We start from the raw sequence: 15508 nt of genomic DNA, 5'->3' as shown, positions 1-15508 counted from the left end.
TCTGGGCGGCGCGCCAGGCGTCGAGCCGGGCGGCGAGCTTTTCATCGTTGAGCGCGAGCACCGCGGCGGCGAGAAGGGCAGCGTTGGCGGCACCGGCCTTGCCGATCGCCAGCGTGCCCACCGGAATGCCAGCCGGCATCTGCACGATGGAAAGCAGCGAATCCTGCCCTGACAGCGCCTTGGATTCCACCGGCACGCCGAAGACCGGAAGCGGCGTCATCGCCGCCGTCATGCCGGGCAGGTGCGCCGCGCCGCCAGCGCCGGCGATGATCACCTTGTAGCCGGCGGCCTTGGCGCCCTTGGCGAATTCGTAGAGGCGGTCGGGCGTGCGGTGCGCCGAGACGATCAGCCTTTTGTGCGGAATGCCCAGCGCATCCAGTGTTTCGGCCGCCTGGCGCATCGTCGCCCAGTCGGACTGGCTGCCCATGATGATGGCGACGTCGGCACGCTGATCGGTCAAGGTATCGCTCCCGGCGGCAAAGGCGCGCCTTAGCGGAATTCGCCGGCAGCCGCAAGGATAAGGTCCTGTGTGACAACGCGGTTGCGGTTACTGCCAGCCGCCCGAAGCGGCAATACGTTCGCCGGTAAGCCATGACGCTTCGTCAGAGGCGAGGAAGACCGCCACGCGAGCAATGTCCTCCGGCTGGCCGAAGCGACCGAGGGGAGTCCGCTCGACGATCTGCTTCTCAAGTTCGCTGCCCATGATACCGACACGCCTCAATCCTTCGGTGTCAATCACGCCGGGAGCAATGGCATTGACGCGAATGTTGCGGCGGCCGAGCTCCCTGGACAACGAAACCGTGATCGTGTCCACCGCCCCCTTCGTCGCGGCGTAAATAAGCGAATTCGGCTGTGGGTTCGAGCTGGCAATCGAGCTGATGTTGATGATGCTGCCGCCGACGGCACCGAAGTGTTTGGCCGCCTCCTGAATGGTGAGGATCGGTCCGAGCACGTTGATGTCAAACTGACGGTGGAATTGAGCCTCGGTAACCGCCTCCAGCGGCTCAAATTCGAATACTCCCGCATTGTTCACCAGAATGTCGACCGATCCGAACACTAACTTTGCTGTCTCGAAAAGGCGGCGCACATCGGCGACTATCGACACGTTGCCCTGGACGGACATGGCTTGGCCGCCTTGCTCCTTGATCTGGCCCACCACCTGATCGGCATCCATGCTCGACGAGGTGAAGTTGACGACTACGGCAGCGCCGGCCGCGGCAAGCGCCTTGGCAATGGCCGCGCCAATACCTTTGGAGGCGCCCGTAACGATCGCGACCTTGCCCACCAGTTTGCTCATCAAATCTCTCCTTGTGCCGATGACAGGTAGTATATGGACATGATTATGGCCGATTAGGCTTGCGTTGGTGCGTTCTTTTTTGCCTGGAATTCTGGAATGACAACTATCCTTGAGAAAACTGCAGGCTTGGTCGCCTTCGTAAGGACCGTCGAAACAGGGTCGTTCCAAGCCGCGAGCCGCATGCTTGGGTCGAGCCCGTCAGCGGTTTCGAAGAGCGTGGCGAGGCTCGAGCGACGGCTGGGGGTGCGGCTGATCCGTCGTTCGACGCGTCAGCTCGGGCTGACGAGCGAGGGGACCGCCTATTACGAGCGTGTCGCGCCTCTATTGAAGGCGCTCGACGATGCAGAAGACACCGTCCGCGTGGCCGACAAAGCGCGGGGCCTTTTGCGCGTCACCGCGCCCGTCGAACTTGGTCGCACCATGATTGCTTCTTGGGCGCAGATGTTCCTTGCGCAGCACAACGAAGTGAAGCTGGAACTCAGCGTAACCGATCGTCATGCCGACTTGATCCGAGAAGGCTATGACGTCGCGGTGCGGATGGGGGAATTGTCGGACGTCGGCTTGCTCGCGCAAAAGATTGCCGATCTGCCGGTCGTGCTGGTCGCGTCCCCGACCTACATCGACCGGAGGGGTTGCCCGAGCTCAACCGAAGACCTGCGAAACCACGACTTTGTTCGTCATCAGATGTTGGGCCGGCCCTATCCCATTACTCTTACCGACGGGAGCCGTGTTGTGCCGAACGGCCGTCTCGATACCGACGACGCCGGCGCCATTCGTCAAGCGGCGCTTGCCGGCGCGGGAATCGCACACCTCATGCAATTTGCGGTGCAGGACGATCTCAGCTCCGGCCGGCTGGTTCGCGTTCTGGGGCAAGTGAGCATGCCCGCCATACCTGTTCACGTCGTCCATGCATTCGGCCGGCAGGCGCCGGTCCGCGCCCGATTGTTTATCGACTTCCTGTCGAAGCAGATGGCCGTGCTGACGAGGCCGATGCGGCCAGACACTTGACTGGTGCTTCAAAGCTCCTCTTCCGGAGTGGCCACATGGCGGTGAGCAGCTGTGTCAATCCGGCCAGCGCAGCGCGCCGGCCGAATCTTTGCGCGCCGCTTTCATCGCATTGGCCGGCCGGTCCTTCGCCATCAGCACCGCCCGTAGCTGCTCGGCGACGATCTCCGCCTCGCCAGGATGGAGGTTGCACGGATCGAGGAAGAAGTGGCCGCGCTCGACCTCGTGGTTGCGCACGATGACCGGCGGCGAACCGGCGGCGAGCGCCGAGGCTAGGCCGGCGGCGGTGAAGCGGCTTTCCGGCCGCACGAACACCTGCAGGCGATCGAGCGGATTGGCGGTCGGATCGGGTATGATCTGCGCGCCGATACCCGGAATGCCCTGCAGCGCGTCCTTCCAGAGATTGAGCGCCGCCTCCTCGCGCCGGCGGATGCCGGCATGGTCGCGCTTCTCCCAGGCGTCGAGCGCCGCCATGGTGCCGGCAATGCTTTCCTTGCCGACCTTCATGGCCCGCGCGACGCCGCGGTTCTGCAGATAGGCGGCGCGCACCAGATCCTTGCGGCCGGTGACGATGCCGCTGGTCGGGCCGCTGAGGAATTTGTGGCCGCTATAGACGACGACATCGGCGCCACGCGCGAGGAAGCTGCGCAGGTCGTATTCGGAGGCGGCGTCGACAATCACCGGAATGCTCTTGGCGTGGCAGATCTCGCAGAACTCCTCCAGCGAAAGCATGCCGTATTGCACCGTGTGATGGGCAACTACGTAGAGCGCCGCCGCCGTGCGCTCGTTGATCGCCTCGCGCACGTGATAGTCCTGCGTGACACTGACGGTGCCGGCCGGAATGACCTTGGCGCCGGCGACGCGGATCGACTGGTCGATCGGCGCGCCGTAGTTGACGATATGGCCGAGCTGGATGACAACCTCCGACTTCAGCCCTTCGGTGTCGTCCGGCAGGCGCTCGATTGCCAAAAGGTTCGTGCCGGTCATCGCCCCGGCGATCGCCATCGTGATGCCGCTGGCGCAGCAAGCGGTGATGAAGCCGGCCTCGCCGCCGGTAAGGCGCGCGACGACCGCGCTGGCGGCGCGCTGCAAATCGTCCATCTCCACCCATTGCGAGGCGATCTCGGTCATGGCGCTGATCGCCTCGGGAACGATGATCGAAGCGCCAAGCGATGTCATCGTGCCGGAGACGTTGATGATCGGCCTCAGCCCCAGCCGCTCGCGGATCGTGGTGTTGGAGCCGGTATCGGAATAGGTTTTCATTGCAGTGGACACTCCATGAAGTCAGGCGGCGATCTCGACAACCGCTTCGATTTCGACGGTGATGTTCCCGGGCAGCGAGCCGACGCCTATCGCCGAGCGCGCATGGCCGCCGATCTTGTCGAAGACATCGGCGAAGAGGTCGGAGCAGCCATTGACCACCTGGGGATGGTCGCTGAAGGTCGGCGTCGCGTTGACGAAGCCGAGCAGTTTCACCACGCGCACGATGCGGCCGAGGTCTCCCGCCGCCGCATGCATGACGGCAAGCAGGTTGAGGCCGGTGAGGCGGGCATGCTCATAGGCCTGTTCGACGGTCACGTCCTCGCCGACCTTGCCGGTGCAAAGCGTGCCGTCGGCGCGCAGCGGCCCCTGGCCGGAGAGGAAGATCAGGCGGCCGCTCTCGGCATAGGTGACGAAGTTGGCGATGGGCGTCGGCGGCTCGGGCAGCGTCAGGCCGAGTTCGGCGAGCCGGGCATAAGGCGTCATGGAAGAATGCTCCCTAGGATGGCTTCAGCCATCCGTTGTCCACAATGAATGGCGAAGGCCATCCGATGTCAGAAATGCGAGGCGCGGAAGCGCGCCAGAAAGGTGCGGAGGCGCTCGTTGGTGGTCTCCACGGCGAGGACCTCCTTCGGCGGACCGACTGCCGAGACGCCGCCATCGGCCATGAAGACGATGCGGCTCGACGCATCGCGGGCGAAGGCCATTTCATGCGTCACCATGACCATCGTCATGCCGTCCTCGGCCAGGCTGCGCACCACCGCCAGCACCTCGCCGACGAGTTCCGGATCGAGCGCCGAGGTGATCTCATCGAGCAGCAGAATCTTTGGTTCCATGGCGACCGCGCGCGCAATGCCGACGCGCTGCTGCTGGCCGCCGGAAAGCTCCGCCGGCAGGCTGTCGGCCTTGTGGGCGAGGCCGACGCGGCCCAGCCAATGCTCGGCGATCGAGCGCGCCTCCGAATTGCTCTTGCCGCGCACCTTGGTGAGGCCGAGCATGATGTTGCCGGCCGCCGTCAGATGCGGGAACAGGTTGAAGCTCTGGAAGACCATCCCGGTCTCGGCACGCATGCTGGCCAAGTCGCGCTCGCTGCGCCGTTGGCGCGCGCCGCCGTCGCGAAAACCGACCTCCTTGCCGTCGATGCGGATCGAGCCGCTGTCGTAGCTTTCGAGGAAGTTGACGCAGCGCAGCAGCGTGGTCTTGCCGCTGCCGGACGGGCCGATGACCGTGACCACCTCGCCCTTCGCCACCTTGAGGCTAACCGAGCGCAGCACCTCGACGGAGCCGAAGGACTTCGAGACTTCGGCAATATCGAGAAGCGCCGGGCTGTCGTTGGAACTGGTGGCCATCGTGCTATTCCCGGATGAAGGCGAAACGCTGCTCCAGCCGACGGCTGGCGAGCGAGAGCGCATAGTTGACGGCGAAATAGAGGAGAGCGCCGAGGATATAGAGCGGCATCGCCTCATAGGTGCGGCCGATAACCTGGTTGATGGCCTGCATGAGGTCGGTGATGCCGAGCAGCGAGACTAGCGCGCTGCCTTTCACCGCGTCGGTGACGCCGTTGATCCAGGGCGGCAGGAAGCGGCGGAAGGCCTGCGGGAAGATCACGTAGGCAAGCCGCTGGCGGAAGGTCAGGCCGATCGCCATCGCCGCCTCCGACTGACCCTTTGGAATGGAAGCGACCGCCCCGCGCAGATATTCGACGACCTGCGCGGTCTTGAACAGAGTGAGCGCCAGCACCGCAGCCCAGAAGGACTGCAGGTGAACGCCGACCGCCGGCAGTCCGTAATAGACGAAGAAGATCAGCACCAGGATGGGGATGCCGCGAATGGTGTCGCTGAAGATGCGAACCGCCCAGCGCAGCGGCGCCGGTCCGTAGACGAGACCGACGCCCAGGATGACGCCGGCAATCAGCGACAGCACCACGACCAGCAAAGACACCCAGAGCGTCAGCGCGAAGCCTTCGGCGAGGAACGGCAGGGCATAGGCGATCTGGCTGAGCATCAGCGCGCCGTCCTGTACCAGCGTTCGACCAGGCGGAGCGCGAAGAGCAGGACGTAGCCCGTCACCAGATACATCGCCGTCACGACGAGATAGACCTCGACGATGCGGAAGGTGTTGAAGTTGATCCACTGCGCGCCATAGGTCAGCTCGGGCACCGAGATGACCGAGGCGACCGACGTGTCCTTGAACAGCGAGATGAAGGTGTTCGACAGCGCCGGCAGGGTGATGCGCATCATTGTCGGCAGGCGCACATGGATAAGCCGTTGCCAGGGCGTCAGTCCGATCGCCTTGCCGGCGTCGATCTGACCGCGTGGCACGGCCTCGAGACCCGAGCGGAACACCTCGACCAGATAGGCGCCGCTATAAAGCGCAAGCGTCGCCACGAAGGAGGTCTGCGCGCTATAGGCGACGTCGATGACGGTCGGCAGGCCGTAGAAGACCAGATAGACGAGCAGGATCAGCGGCACGTTGCGGATGAATTCGACGTAAGCCGCGATGACGCCGCGCACGACGCGCCCGGCCGAGACGTACCAGACCGCCAGCACCAGGCCAATGACGATGCCGATGGCGATCGAGATCAAGGCGAGCTCGAGGCTGAGCAGCAGCCCGCCCGAAAGCTTGTCGAAATGCCGCCAGATCAGGTTGAAATTGAGCGTATAGCCCATGCGTCCGTCTCAATGGCCTGCGGTGACGGATCAAGCATCCGCCACCCACCAGGCCCGTGTCGAGGGAAAACGGGCGGAAGGACGTGCCCCTCCGCCGGCTTTGTCGGATGGGCCTGGTCAGATGACCGGGAAGCCCGGGTGGCGCGGCGGCGGCTCCTGGCCGAAATATTCCTTGAAGGCGGCGTCGTAGAGCGCCGTCTCGTGGCCGAACATGGCGATGGTGAAGGTCTGGTTGACATAGGTCAGCCAATCGAGATCGCCTTGCCGGAGCGCCGCGCCGTAAAGCATCGAATACCAGCTCTTGCCGGCATCGAAATATTTGTCCGGGTTGCGCGAGGCGAGCCAGCGCACGGTGGATAGGTCGACCGCGGCGGCGTCGACGCGCTTGGATTCCAGGGCCTGCAGCACGTTCGCCTGGGTGTCGATCTGCATCACCTGCGCCTGCGGCAAAGCATAATGCACCGAGCTTTCGGCATCGACATTCTGCAGGATCGAGACGCGCGTGGCCGAACCCGCTGCAAGCAGCTTGTCGAAGGTCTTGTTCTCGGAGCCGGGCAGCGTCAGCAGCGCGACGCCTTCGACGTAATACGGCCGCGAGAAGTGGATCAGCTGCGAGCGCTGCGCGGTCATGGTCATGAACTGGATGGTGATGTCGACCTTGCTGGTGGTGACGTTCGGGATGCGCTGCGCCGGATCCTGCATGACGAACTCGACCTTGGTCGGATCGTCGAACAGGCCCTTGGCGAGGATGCGGCCCATGGTGATGTCCATGCCGACCAACTCGCCGGCATCATTCTCGAAATGCCAGGGCGCATTGGTGCTGCCGGTGCCGACGATCAGCTTGCCGCGATCGAGCGCGGTGCGCAGCACGCTGTCGGATGCGGCCTGCGCGGCGGCTTTCTCGGCGCTGACCGCGGTGAGCGCGCCGGCCGTGGCAAGTCCCGCCATTCCCAATTTCAGAAAATCACGTCTTCCGGATGTGTCGTTCACGGCGACCTCCTTTCGTGTTGTGTTCCCCTTGCAAATACACGCGTCGGTAATCGACAAAGCAATTGTCTCTTACAAGAGACGAATGTATCCTGTACAAGACAGATACTAACACCGGGAATCGACAATGCAAGATGGCAAGACGCTGGCGGAGTGGCCGACCGGGGGCGTGGACGAGGAGAGGCCCGCGAAATCACGCGAGAAGGGCCTCAACCGCGTGCTTCACATTCTGGAATTCCTGCATGCCACCCAGCGCGCGATCGGCATCGGCGAGTTGGCCAAGGGGCTCAATGCCCCGCGCTCGACGACCTATACGCTGGTTCGCGAGCTGGTCGATGCCGGGCTCCTGGAGATGGCCGGCGACGGCAACCGCGTCTATTTCGGCAAGAAGCTCTACCTCTACGGAATGGCCTACATGCGCGGCAACGACCTGCTCAGGCGCGGACGGCAGGAGGTCGACACGCTGTCGCGCGAGACGGGGGAAACCTCGGAGCTCTGCATGCTGCAGAGCGGCCGCTACACGATCGTCCATTCGAGCCCGGGTATGAGGCCGTTCCGTATCAGCTCGGCCACCGGGCTGCAGATACCGCTGCCCTGGACCGCGTCCGGCCGGCTGCTGCTTGCCGGCCTCGACCGGAGCCGGATCGAGGCGATGATCTCTGAGGACGACCTCGTGCTGCCGGACGGCCGCAAGATCGAACTCGACGACTTCATCGACGACATCGCAAAAGCCCGCGTCACCGGCTATTGCGTGACCTCAGGCCTTGTCGACGCCTACACCAAATGCCTGGCGGCGCCGGTCTTTTCGGCACCCGGCAAGGTCGAGGCGACGATGTGCCTGGTGGTTCCGATCGACACGTCGGAAGCGCGGACAGGCGAACTGGTCGCGCTGCTGCGCGAGCGCGCCGCCAGGCTCTCAATCTCGTAGCGAAGGAAAGCTGGCGGTCAGGCGATGATGTCGGGGATGATGCGGTCTTCCAGCGCCATCAGCCGGTCCTTCAGCAGGAGCTTCTTCTTCTTCATGCGTTGGATCTGCAGCGGGTCGCAACCCATGGCGATCATCGCATTGATGGCGGCGTCGAAATCGGCGTGTTCCTGTTTGAGCCGGGAATATTCTAGGCGTATTTCAGCCTGTTCCTGTTCGGACATTCTCTACCGTCTGCGTATGCATCGCCCAAGGATGGGCCTGTCTGGGCGGGGCCGGTGGGGTTTTGTGACCGGCGCGCCGCTGATATCACATTTCACATTGTCGTGGAATGCTACCACACGGCATTCGACATCGAGATTGGTTGGTGGCAAACTGTCACCGTGCCGTCACAGTAGCGACCTGCGGTGGACGTGCCTGCGACGGCTGCAATCGAGGAAACCATGAAAGGGAGAACCAATCATGTCTCTTGCATCCCATCTTGATGAGCTGCAGCGAAAGCACGGCGACATCGAGCGTGAGATTATCGACGCGATGAATCATCCTTCGGTAGACGACCTCGAGATCGCCACTCTCAAGCGGCGCAAGTTGGCAATCAAGGACGAGATTGAAAAGCTGAAGGCGAAACCAACGGCGCACTGAAGCTCCTCTAGGCAACATCACGCGCCATTTACGGCGCAATCATCCACTCGGTAGCTTCGATGCCACCGGGGTTTGGGTGTTTAGTTTTAATTTTGACCAGTTTCGGTAGCGGCGGCGTGGTTTGGGCGCCTTCGCAGCCGGAGTTGGCTATCATGGTCTCGGCAACGGCTCAGGCAGCCGATTGGGCCGATCGTCCGCTCCTTGCCATTGACAAGCTTTCTTTGCTCCTCCACCTCATGCCCGGACCCTTGAGCATCTTTCTGCTCCAAGCTAAAGGCTGCCGGCCATGACCGGATATTTTTCTTCTCCTTTCCCGCGCCGTGCGTCGGTCGGCGTCGATATCGACGGCGTGACGGTCGGCGGCGGCGCGCCGGTCGTCGTGCAGTCGATGACCAATACCGACACTGCCGATGTCGACCAGACGGTCGCGCAAATTGCCGCGCTGCATCGTGCCGGCTCGGAGATCGTGCGCATCACCGTCGACCGCGACGAGAGCGCCGCCGCTGTGCCGCTCATCCGGGAAAGGCTGTTGAGGCTCGGCGTCAACGTGCCGCTGGTCGGCGATTTTCACTATATCGGCCACAAGCTGCTTGCCGATCATCCGGCCTGCGCCGAAGCGTTGGCGAAATACCGCATCAATCCCGGCAATGTCGGCTTCAAGGAGAAGAAGGACCGCCAGTTCGCGGCGATCGTCGAGATGGCGATCAGATACGACAAGCCGGTGCGGATCGGCGTCAACTGGGGCTCGCTCGACCAGGAGCTCCTGACCCGGTTGATGGACGAGAACCAGGCCCAGGGCTCGCCGCTCACCGCGCAGGAAGTCACGCGCGAGGCGATCGTGCAGTCGGCGATCCTGTCGGCCGAGATGGCTGAAGAGATCGGGCTTGGCCGCGACAAGATCATACTGTCGGCGAAGGTCAGCGGCGTGCAGGACCTGATCGCCGTCTATACCGAATTGGCGACGCGCTCCGATCATGCGCTGCATCTCGGCCTGACAGAGGCCGGCATGGGCACCAAGGGCATTGTCGCCTCTTCCGCGGCGATGGGCATCCTTCTGCAGCAAGGCATCGGCGACACGATCCGCATCTCGCTGACGCCGGAGCCGAATGGCGACCGCACGCGCGAGGTGCAGGTATCGCAGGAACTGTTGCAGACGATGGGGTTCCGGCAGTTCGTGCCGATCGTCGCCGCCTGCCCCGGCTGCGGCCGCACGACCTCCACGGTGTTCCAGGAACTGGCCCAGAGCATTCAGGCCGATATCCGCAAGAACATGCCGGTGTGGCGCGAGAAATATCCCGGCGTCGAGAACCTCAAGGTCGCGGTGATGGGCTGCATCGTCAACGGTCCCGGCGAATCCAAGCATGCCGACATCGGCATATCTTTGCCTGGCACCGGCGAGACGCCGACGGCGCCGGTCTTCATCGACGGCAAGAAGGCGGCGACGCTGCGCGGCCCATCGATCGCGCAGGATTTCGAAAAGATGGTCGCCGACTATATCGAGCAGCGGTACGGGCACGGCAAAGCCGCCGCGGAATGAGCCGATGCGGCGTTTGATAGAGCGGTTCACCGTTTCCCGGAAACGCCGAACCGCTCCATCTATTTGTTTTGACGCAATTCCGGACCGAAAACCGTTTCACACTTTTCCTGGAACTGCTCGGATCGCGACGCTGCTCCTGTTTTTCGGGCTAGGCTGCGTTGGTCAGGCGCTGGCCGACCCGCCGCAATCGGCCGCCAAACGCCTGATCGGCCGCGTCTGCGACCTGATCGAGACCGAGGCCGACAAGAACAGCCTGCCCAAGGATTTCTTCGCCAGGCTGATCTGGAAGGAGAGCCGCTTCGACCCCAATGCGGTCAGTCCGGTCGGCGCCGAAGGCATCGCGCAGTTCATGCCCGGCACGGCCAAGCTGCGCGGGCTTGCCGATCCCTACGACATCGGGCAGGCCATCCCGGCGTCAGCGAAATATCTTGCCGAGATGAAGGCGGGCTACGGCAATCTCGGCCTAGCGGCGGCGGCCTACAATGCCGGCGAGAACCGCGTCGCGCGATGGCTGGATTCCGGCGGCTTCCTGCCGATAGAGACCGAGAGCTATGTCTTTGACATCATGGGCGAGCCGGTCGACAAGTTCTCGGACACAGCTTATGCCGGCGCCATCCAGCCGCTCGATCCGAAGATGAGCTTCGCGGTTGCCTGCCGCAGGCTGCCGGTGATCATGTCGCAAACCGTCGCCATGGCCTCGATCAACGCCAAGCCGTGGGGCGTGCAGGTGGCCGGCAATTTCCGCCGCTCCGCCGCAATCGGCCAGTGGCTGCGCGTGCGTGGCCGATTCCCGGCCCTGCTGGCCAGCCATGATCCGGTGGTGAGCCGCGTGCGCACCCCGATTGGCCGGCGCGGCATCTATGCGGTCAGGATCGGCGCCGACTCGCGTGCCGAGGCCAACGGTATCTGCAACAAGCTGCAAAGCGTCGGCGGGGCGTGCGTGGTTATGCGAAACCGGTAGCTGTCCGGATAGAGAGGCCGGCGCGAAGGAACTCGGCGTCGGTCGTTTGTTCGTGGCCCCGTTCGTCTTTCAACTGCGCCTCACGCCCTCTTCGCCGTCACCGTCTCGCTGAGCCAGGTGCCGATCTTGGCGCCGAGGCGGTCGGGGGAAACCGGCTTCGGCAGGTAGTCGTCCATGCCGGCCTCGATGCATTTTTCGCGATCGCCCTTCAGCGCGTGCGCGGTGACGCCGATGATCGGCATATGGCTGCCGTTCTGCTCTTCGATCGCGCGGATGGCGCGCGTCGCCTCATAGCCGTTCAGCTCCGGCATGGAGACGTCCATCAGCACCAGCCGCGGCCGCAGCGAGCGGTACATCTCGACCGCGGTGCGGCCGTTGCCGGCGATTCGATAGCTGAGGCCGAGGCCGCTAAGGATCTGGCCGAAGACCAGCTGGTTCACGTCATTGTCCTCGGCAATCAGGATATCGATCGGGCCGCTCGGCGCGGCGGTCGATTCCGGCGCCACGGGCACCGGAACGGCCGGACCGCGGATCACCGTGAAGGCCGGCGGAGCCGGCTGGGCGACGACCGGCTCGCGCACGAAATGCGCCTTGGCGCCTTGCATGCGCGCCTTCTGGATGGCGGAGATCACGGTGCCGAGCAGCACTGCCGAACGCGCCGGCTTGGTGAGATGGGCGGCGATGCCGAAGTCGATCACCATTCTGCCGAAATCGACTTGGTCGACGGAGGTGAGCAGCACGACCGGAATGGACGTAAGGCGGCTGTCGGCGGCAATCGCCCTGGCGACATCGGCGCCATTCATGCCGGGCATCTGATAATCGAGGATGATGCAGTCGACCGAGGCGCCGAGCTGGCAGGCACGGTCGAGGAAGGCGAGGCCGACGGCGCCGCTTTCGGCCGCGGCGCAGTCGAAGCTCCAGCTCCGCAGCTGCTCCAGCAGGATCTCGCGATTGACCGGGTTGTCGTCGATGACCAGCACGCGGGCGCCGGTGACGTCGACCGGCACGATCTCGTCGCGCGCTTCCTGTTTGTGCACGGGCAGCGGCACGGCGAACCAGAAGACCGAGCCGCGGCCGATCTCGCTTTCGACGCCGATCTTGCCGCCCATCAGGTCGACGAGGCGGGCGGAGATGGCGAGGCCGAGGCCGGTGCCTTCGTGGCGCCGGGTGGACGAGCCGTCGACCTGGGCGAATTTCTCGAACACGCTTTGCAGCTTCTCGGCGGGGATGCCGATTCCGGTATCCTCGACGCGGACCTTGAGCTGGACGGTTCCGTCGACGAGGTCGCCGCCGACATCGATCAGCACATGCCCCTTCTCGGTGAACTTCACCGCGTTGCCGAGCAGGTTGGTGACGATCTGGCGGAAGCGTCCGGCGTCGCCGACGACGAAAGCCGGCAGGCGCGGGTCGACGCGCACGATAAGCTCGAGGTTCTTTTCGGCAACGCGGGCCGAAACCAGGGTGGCCACGTCCTCGACCGCTTCGGCCAGGCGGAAGGGAGCGGGGTCGAGCGTCAGCTGGCCGGCATTGATCTTCGAAAAGTCGAGGATGTCGTTGATGATGGTGAGCAGTGCGTTGCCGGATTTGACGATGACGTCGGTGAAGGTCTTCTGGCGCGGCGTCAGCTCGGTCTTGGCGAGAAGCTCGGCCATGCCGAGCACGCCGTTCATCGGCGTGCGGATCTCATGGCTCATATTGGCGAGGAATTCCGACTTGGCGCGGTCAGCAGCCTCTGCTTTGAACAGCGATGCGGCCGTTTCGGCGAAGGCGCGGCGGATCGCGTCCTCCATCGGCCGGAAGATCCAAATCGCCGCGATGGCGAGCACCGCGAGCAGCAGGCCGCTTGCCCACAAGAGCAGCCGGTCGTTGGAGGCGTCGGCGAGATGCCGTTCGTCGTCGAGCGCCGTGCGCACGCGCACCAGCATGGGCTGGGCGAAAAGATCGTTCTGGTTGCGGATCTCGCGATAGCTCCATTCGTCGACTTTCTGAGCGACAGACATCAGGTTGAAGTTGCGCACCATGTCGCGCGCCGACCAGAACAGATCGCCGTTCACCGAAGCGGATTCGAGCGCGTTGAGGGTGTTGTTCGACAGGCGCGGCCTGATCGCCGCGAGCTGCGCGTTCAGAATCTCGATCTCGCCCATCAGCCGTTCGGAATGGCCGCGCGCGGCGCTGGTCAGCGCATCCCGGGTCTCGGCCCGCCAGGCCGTTCCGGTCGTCTCGGCGAAATTGGTGGCGTTGCGAAGGTCGCGCGAGAAGATGACGAAATTGCCGCTGAGGGCGTCGACCTGGTGGCGGTATGAGTTCACGCGGTTGAGCGCGAACATGACGGCGGCGGAGGCCAACGCGATGACGAGCAATCCCGAAATGTAGCGAATCCGGATCGACCGGATGAAGGAGGTATACTCAGGCATGCGCAACCCCAACCCATACGCACAATTTTAATGGCCGGGATTACGCTTGATTTACATTAAGATTTCGTTGGTGGGGGATGTGCTTTATCAAATGATGACAGCTTTCGACGCGAAGCCGAGGCAGGGCTTCGCGTCGAAAAGCAGGCGCGCCCTTCTCCTGTTGTGAAGAGGGTCGGTGCAGCGCTGAAGCTGCGTGAGCGGAACTAAAGATCCCGACGGCGCTTTACGTATGCAGTGTCGGACGGCCAAGCCGGTTCTCCAGGAGGCTAGCCCGATGCGGAACCGTTTGGCGACACCATCCGTAGGGGGTGGAGGCGGATTTGGCAGTTGGAGATGTCGCGCGTTCGAACAGCGGCATTCGCCTCACGGTGATTGCGGTTGCGGCATTGCCGTTGCTGTTCCTGTTGAGCGGTCTTGCCATCCGCTATGCCGCATTTGCGTCGGTGTCACCGGATCCGAGCCTCGCGGCCTGTGTCCGCGCGTTCTGCAAGTGGGATTGCACCTGGTATGTGGACATTTCCGAGCAGGGCTATGAGCGCTTTCCCATTCCGGGCCACAGCAATGTCGGACGTTGGGGGTTCTTTCCGCTCTATCCGATGCTGGTGGCGACGGTCCGCACCATTCTCCCTTTCTCCACCATCGCGATCGCGACGGCGGCATCGTTGGCATGCGGCTACGTCTCGTGCCTGGTGGCATGGCCGCTCATGGACAAAAACATGCGGGCCTATGCGCTCTACTGCGCATTCCTGCTCAGCGGCCCGTTCTCGTTCTATTTTGCCACCTTCCTCACCGAGCCCCTCTTCCTGCTTTTGACGTCATGCCTTTTCCTGGCGCTCAAACGCTCCAGCTATGTCGCCGCTGGGCTGTTCTGCGCGCTGCTCTCGGCAACGAGGGTCGTGGGCGTGCTCGCCGTGTTCGCGATAGTTATTCGCATGTTCGAGGAGCATCGCGCGAAGGGCGGATCGGTCATCGGCTTTCCCCGGTGGCTGCTCGGCCGGCCGGATCTCATCATCGCCATACTCATCTCGCCCGTCGGCCTGTTCGGCTACATACTCTACCTTTACGCCACCGTCGGAGACGGCTTTGCATTCGTCCACGTCCAGCGCGCGTTCGGGCGGGTGGCGGGCAATCCGTTGCTGTTCCTCTGGGCAGGCCTGTCCTACCACCCCCTGACCGGCTTTCTGCCCACCGCGCCGCAATGGAGCGCGTTGACGGCAATCGTGGGACTGGCGCTGTCGGCTGTTCTGGCGGCTCGCAGACAATTTGGGGCGGCCCTCTTCTGCGCGATGGCCCTCATCCTGCCTTTGACCTCGAACCTGGCTTCGATGGTCCGCTATGTCGTCGGCCTCGCGCCGCTGGCGATGCTGATGGCCATGCTGCTGTCGGCCTCGAAACCGACATTCGTCGCAGTGCTGATCCTCTTTGTCGCCACCTGCTACTTCATGACCGTGGAGTGGCTTGGAGGCTATCTTGCGCTGGTCTGAGCTGACGAAATCGACCACGCCCGCAATCCTGTCTGGCGGCTACGCGCTGGCGGGCGCTCTTGCGGCGGCCGAGATCGTCATACTCGCGCTTGCCCTCAGCCCGAATGTCAACGACGACTACCGCGCCTATTACATCGACAAGACCACGACCTGCCTCAACCGCGATTCCGTCGGACGCTACACGCCGGGCCGGACCGTGTCGTTCCGTTCCGACGGTGCCCGGGAGACAACAGGCATGAGAGTCTGCGGTTGGTCGGGGCCGGTGGCCGACGGCACCCATTCGCTGGGCGAGCGCTCGCGCCTGCGGCTCGCCCTGCCGCCGCCTCG

General features: G+C 63.8%; 16 protein-coding genes and 1 pseudogene. 7 read left to right on the top strand and 10 right to left on the bottom strand.

The window, feature by feature from the left end:
• Together purE and DH10_RS21225 are read right to left on the bottom strand one after the other, a co-directional pair.
• Positions 1-460 (bottom strand): 5-(carboxyamino)imidazole ribonucleotide mutase (gene purE / locus DH10_RS21230; protein ID WP_192385289.1); only part of this gene is annotated, 460 nt, incomplete at its 3' end.
• Between the two features lie 87 nt (positions 461-547).
• Complete coding sequence (locus DH10_RS21225; RefSeq protein ID WP_192247065.1) at positions 548-1297, bottom strand: glucose 1-dehydrogenase; 750 nt, start codon at positions 1295-1297, stop codon at positions 548-550.
• A 96-nt stretch (positions 1298-1393) separates the two neighbouring features.
• On the opposite strand from DH10_RS21225, the gene DH10_RS21220 reads away from it, so the two are divergent.
• Entirely contained in the window at positions 1394-2305 is a 912-nt protein-coding gene (locus DH10_RS21220; RefSeq protein ID WP_192247063.1) for a LysR family transcriptional regulator, read from the top strand.
• Positions 2306-2359: 54 nt separating this feature from the next.
• Here the strand turns inward: DH10_RS21220 and DH10_RS21215 are convergent, their stop codons facing one another.
• The 6 genes from DH10_RS21215 to DH10_RS21190 form a co-directional block, all read right to left on the bottom strand.
• Entirely contained in the window at positions 2360-3565 is a 1206-nt protein-coding gene (locus DH10_RS21215; RefSeq protein WP_192247061.1) for an aminotransferase class V-fold PLP-dependent enzyme, read from the bottom strand.
• Between the two features lie 21 nt (positions 3566-3586).
• Positions 3587-4048, bottom strand: a complete 462-nt coding sequence (locus DH10_RS21210) for a RidA family protein (protein ID WP_192247059.1) — start codon at positions 4046-4048, stop codon at positions 3587-3589.
• Positions 4049-4116: 68 nt separating this feature from the next.
• Entirely contained in the window at positions 4117-4911 is a 795-nt protein-coding gene (locus tag DH10_RS21205) for an amino acid ABC transporter ATP-binding protein (RefSeq protein WP_192247057.1), read from the bottom strand.
• Positions 4912-4915: 4 nt separating this feature from the next.
• Entirely contained in the window at positions 4916-5566 is a 651-nt protein-coding gene (locus DH10_RS21200; protein ID WP_192247055.1) for an amino acid ABC transporter permease, read from the bottom strand.
• Positions 5566-6231 carry an amino acid ABC transporter permease gene (locus DH10_RS21195; protein ID WP_192247052.1) on the bottom strand — a complete coding sequence of 222 codons (666 nt, stop codon included), beginning with the start codon at positions 6229-6231 and terminating at the stop codon, positions 5566-5568. The genes DH10_RS21200 and DH10_RS21195 overlap by 1 nt, the downstream gene beginning before the upstream one ends.
• 117 nt (positions 6232-6348) lie before the next feature.
• Complete coding sequence (locus DH10_RS21190; protein WP_192247050.1) at positions 6349-7221, bottom strand: transporter substrate-binding protein; 873 nt, start codon at positions 7219-7221, stop codon at positions 6349-6351.
• Between the two features lie 124 nt (positions 7222-7345).
• Here DH10_RS21190 and DH10_RS21185 point away from each other — a divergent pair, with 124 nt between their 5' ends.
• Positions 7346-8146, top strand: a complete 801-nt coding sequence (locus tag DH10_RS21185; RefSeq protein ID WP_192247048.1) for an IclR family transcriptional regulator — start codon at positions 7346-7348, stop codon at positions 8144-8146.
• Positions 8147-8163: 17 nt separating this feature from the next.
• Here the strand turns inward: DH10_RS21185 and DH10_RS21180 are convergent, their stop codons facing one another.
• Positions 8164-8367 carry a YdcH family protein gene (locus DH10_RS21180; RefSeq protein ID WP_027166663.1) on the bottom strand — a complete coding sequence of 68 codons (204 nt, stop codon included), beginning with the start codon at positions 8365-8367 and terminating at the stop codon, positions 8164-8166.
• Between the two features lie 238 nt (positions 8368-8605).
• Here DH10_RS21180 and DH10_RS21175 point away from each other — a divergent pair, with 238 nt between their 5' ends.
• From DH10_RS21175 to DH10_RS21165, 3 genes are all read left to right on the top strand, one after another.
• Positions 8606-8785 (top strand): YdcH family protein, encoded by a 180-nt coding sequence (locus DH10_RS21175; RefSeq protein WP_192247046.1) that lies wholly within the window; start codon positions 8606-8608, stop codon positions 8783-8785.
• A gap of 286 nt (positions 8786-9071) precedes the next feature.
• The gene (gene ispG / locus DH10_RS21170) at positions 9072-10322 is read left to right on the top strand and encodes a flavodoxin-dependent (E)-4-hydroxy-3-methylbut-2-enyl-diphosphate synthase (protein ID WP_192247044.1); all 1251 of its coding nucleotides are present in this window, start codon (positions 9072-9074) and stop codon (positions 10320-10322) included.
• Positions 10323-10326: 4 nt separating this feature from the next.
• Positions 10327-11283 carry a lytic transglycosylase domain-containing protein gene (locus DH10_RS21165; protein ID WP_192247042.1) on the top strand — a complete coding sequence of 319 codons (957 nt, stop codon included), beginning with the start codon at positions 10327-10329 and terminating at the stop codon, positions 11281-11283.
• A gap of 80 nt (positions 11284-11363) precedes the next feature.
• Here the strand turns inward: DH10_RS21165 and DH10_RS21160 are convergent, their stop codons facing one another.
• Positions 11364-13697 carry a response regulator gene (locus tag DH10_RS21160; RefSeq protein WP_192247040.1) on the bottom strand — a complete coding sequence of 778 codons (2334 nt, stop codon included), beginning with the start codon at positions 13695-13697 and terminating at the stop codon, positions 11364-11366.
• Positions 13698-14017: 320 nt separating this feature from the next.
• Between DH10_RS21160 and DH10_RS21155 the strand changes: the two genes are divergently transcribed.
• Both DH10_RS21155 and DH10_RS21150 read left to right on the top strand, forming a co-directional pair.
• The gene (locus DH10_RS21155; protein ID WP_192385288.1) at positions 14018-15181 is read left to right on the top strand and encodes a hypothetical protein; all 1164 of its coding nucleotides are present in this window, start codon (positions 14018-14020) and stop codon (positions 15179-15181) included.
• Positions 15168-15508, top strand: a pseudogene (locus tag DH10_RS21150) (hypothetical protein); the annotation flags it as partial. The gene DH10_RS21155 and the pseudogene DH10_RS21150, both read left to right, overlap by 14 nt.

Source organism: Mesorhizobium silamurunense, assembly GCF_014843825.1.
Taxonomy (GTDB): Bacteria; Pseudomonadota; Alphaproteobacteria; order Rhizobiales; family Rhizobiaceae; genus Mesorhizobium; species Mesorhizobium silamurunense.
This window is presented reverse-complemented; position numbering and strand designations above follow the sequence as displayed.

Excerpts from the sequence above, each read along its gene's own strand:
- DH10_RS21180 (WP_027166663.1), bottom strand. The coding sequence starts at position 8,367 with ATGTCCGAACAGGAACAGGCTGAAATACGCCTAGAATATTCCCGGCTC.
- DH10_RS21200 (WP_192247055.1), bottom strand. The coding sequence starts at position 5,566 with ATGCTCAGCCAGATCGCCTATGCCCTGCCGTTCCTCGCCGAAGGCTTC.
- DH10_RS21185 (WP_192247048.1), top strand. The coding sequence starts at position 7,346 with ATGCAAGATGGCAAGACGCTGGCGGAGTGGCCGACCGGGGGCGTGGAC.
- DH10_RS21165 (WP_192247042.1), top strand. The coding sequence starts at position 10,327 with ATGCGGCGTTTGATAGAGCGGTTCACCGTTTCCCGGAAACGCCGAACC.
- DH10_RS21160 (WP_192247040.1), bottom strand. The coding sequence starts at position 13,697 with ATGCCTGAGTATACCTCCTTCATCCGGTCGATCCGGATTCGCTACATT.
- DH10_RS21225 (WP_192247065.1), bottom strand. The coding sequence starts at position 1,297 with ATGAGCAAACTGGTGGGCAAGGTCGCGATCGTTACGGGCGCCTCCAAA.
- ispG (WP_192247044.1), top strand. The coding sequence starts at position 9,072 with ATGACCGGATATTTTTCTTCTCCTTTCCCGCGCCGTGCGTCGGTCGGC.
- DH10_RS21210 (WP_192247059.1), bottom strand. The coding sequence starts at position 4,048 with ATGACGCCTTATGCCCGGCTCGCCGAACTCGGCCTGACGCTGCCCGAG.
- DH10_RS21195 (WP_192247052.1), bottom strand. The coding sequence starts at position 6,231 with ATGGGCTATACGCTCAATTTCAACCTGATCTGGCGGCATTTCGACAAG.
- DH10_RS21220 (WP_192247063.1), top strand. The coding sequence starts at position 1,394 with ATGACAACTATCCTTGAGAAAACTGCAGGCTTGGTCGCCTTCGTAAGG.
- DH10_RS21175 (WP_192247046.1), top strand. The coding sequence starts at position 8,606 with ATGTCTCTTGCATCCCATCTTGATGAGCTGCAGCGAAAGCACGGCGAC.
- DH10_RS21215 (WP_192247061.1), bottom strand. The coding sequence starts at position 3,565 with ATGAAAACCTATTCCGATACCGGCTCCAACACCACGATCCGCGAGCGG.
- DH10_RS21205 (WP_192247057.1), bottom strand. The coding sequence starts at position 4,911 with ATGGCCACCAGTTCCAACGACAGCCCGGCGCTTCTCGATATTGCCGAA.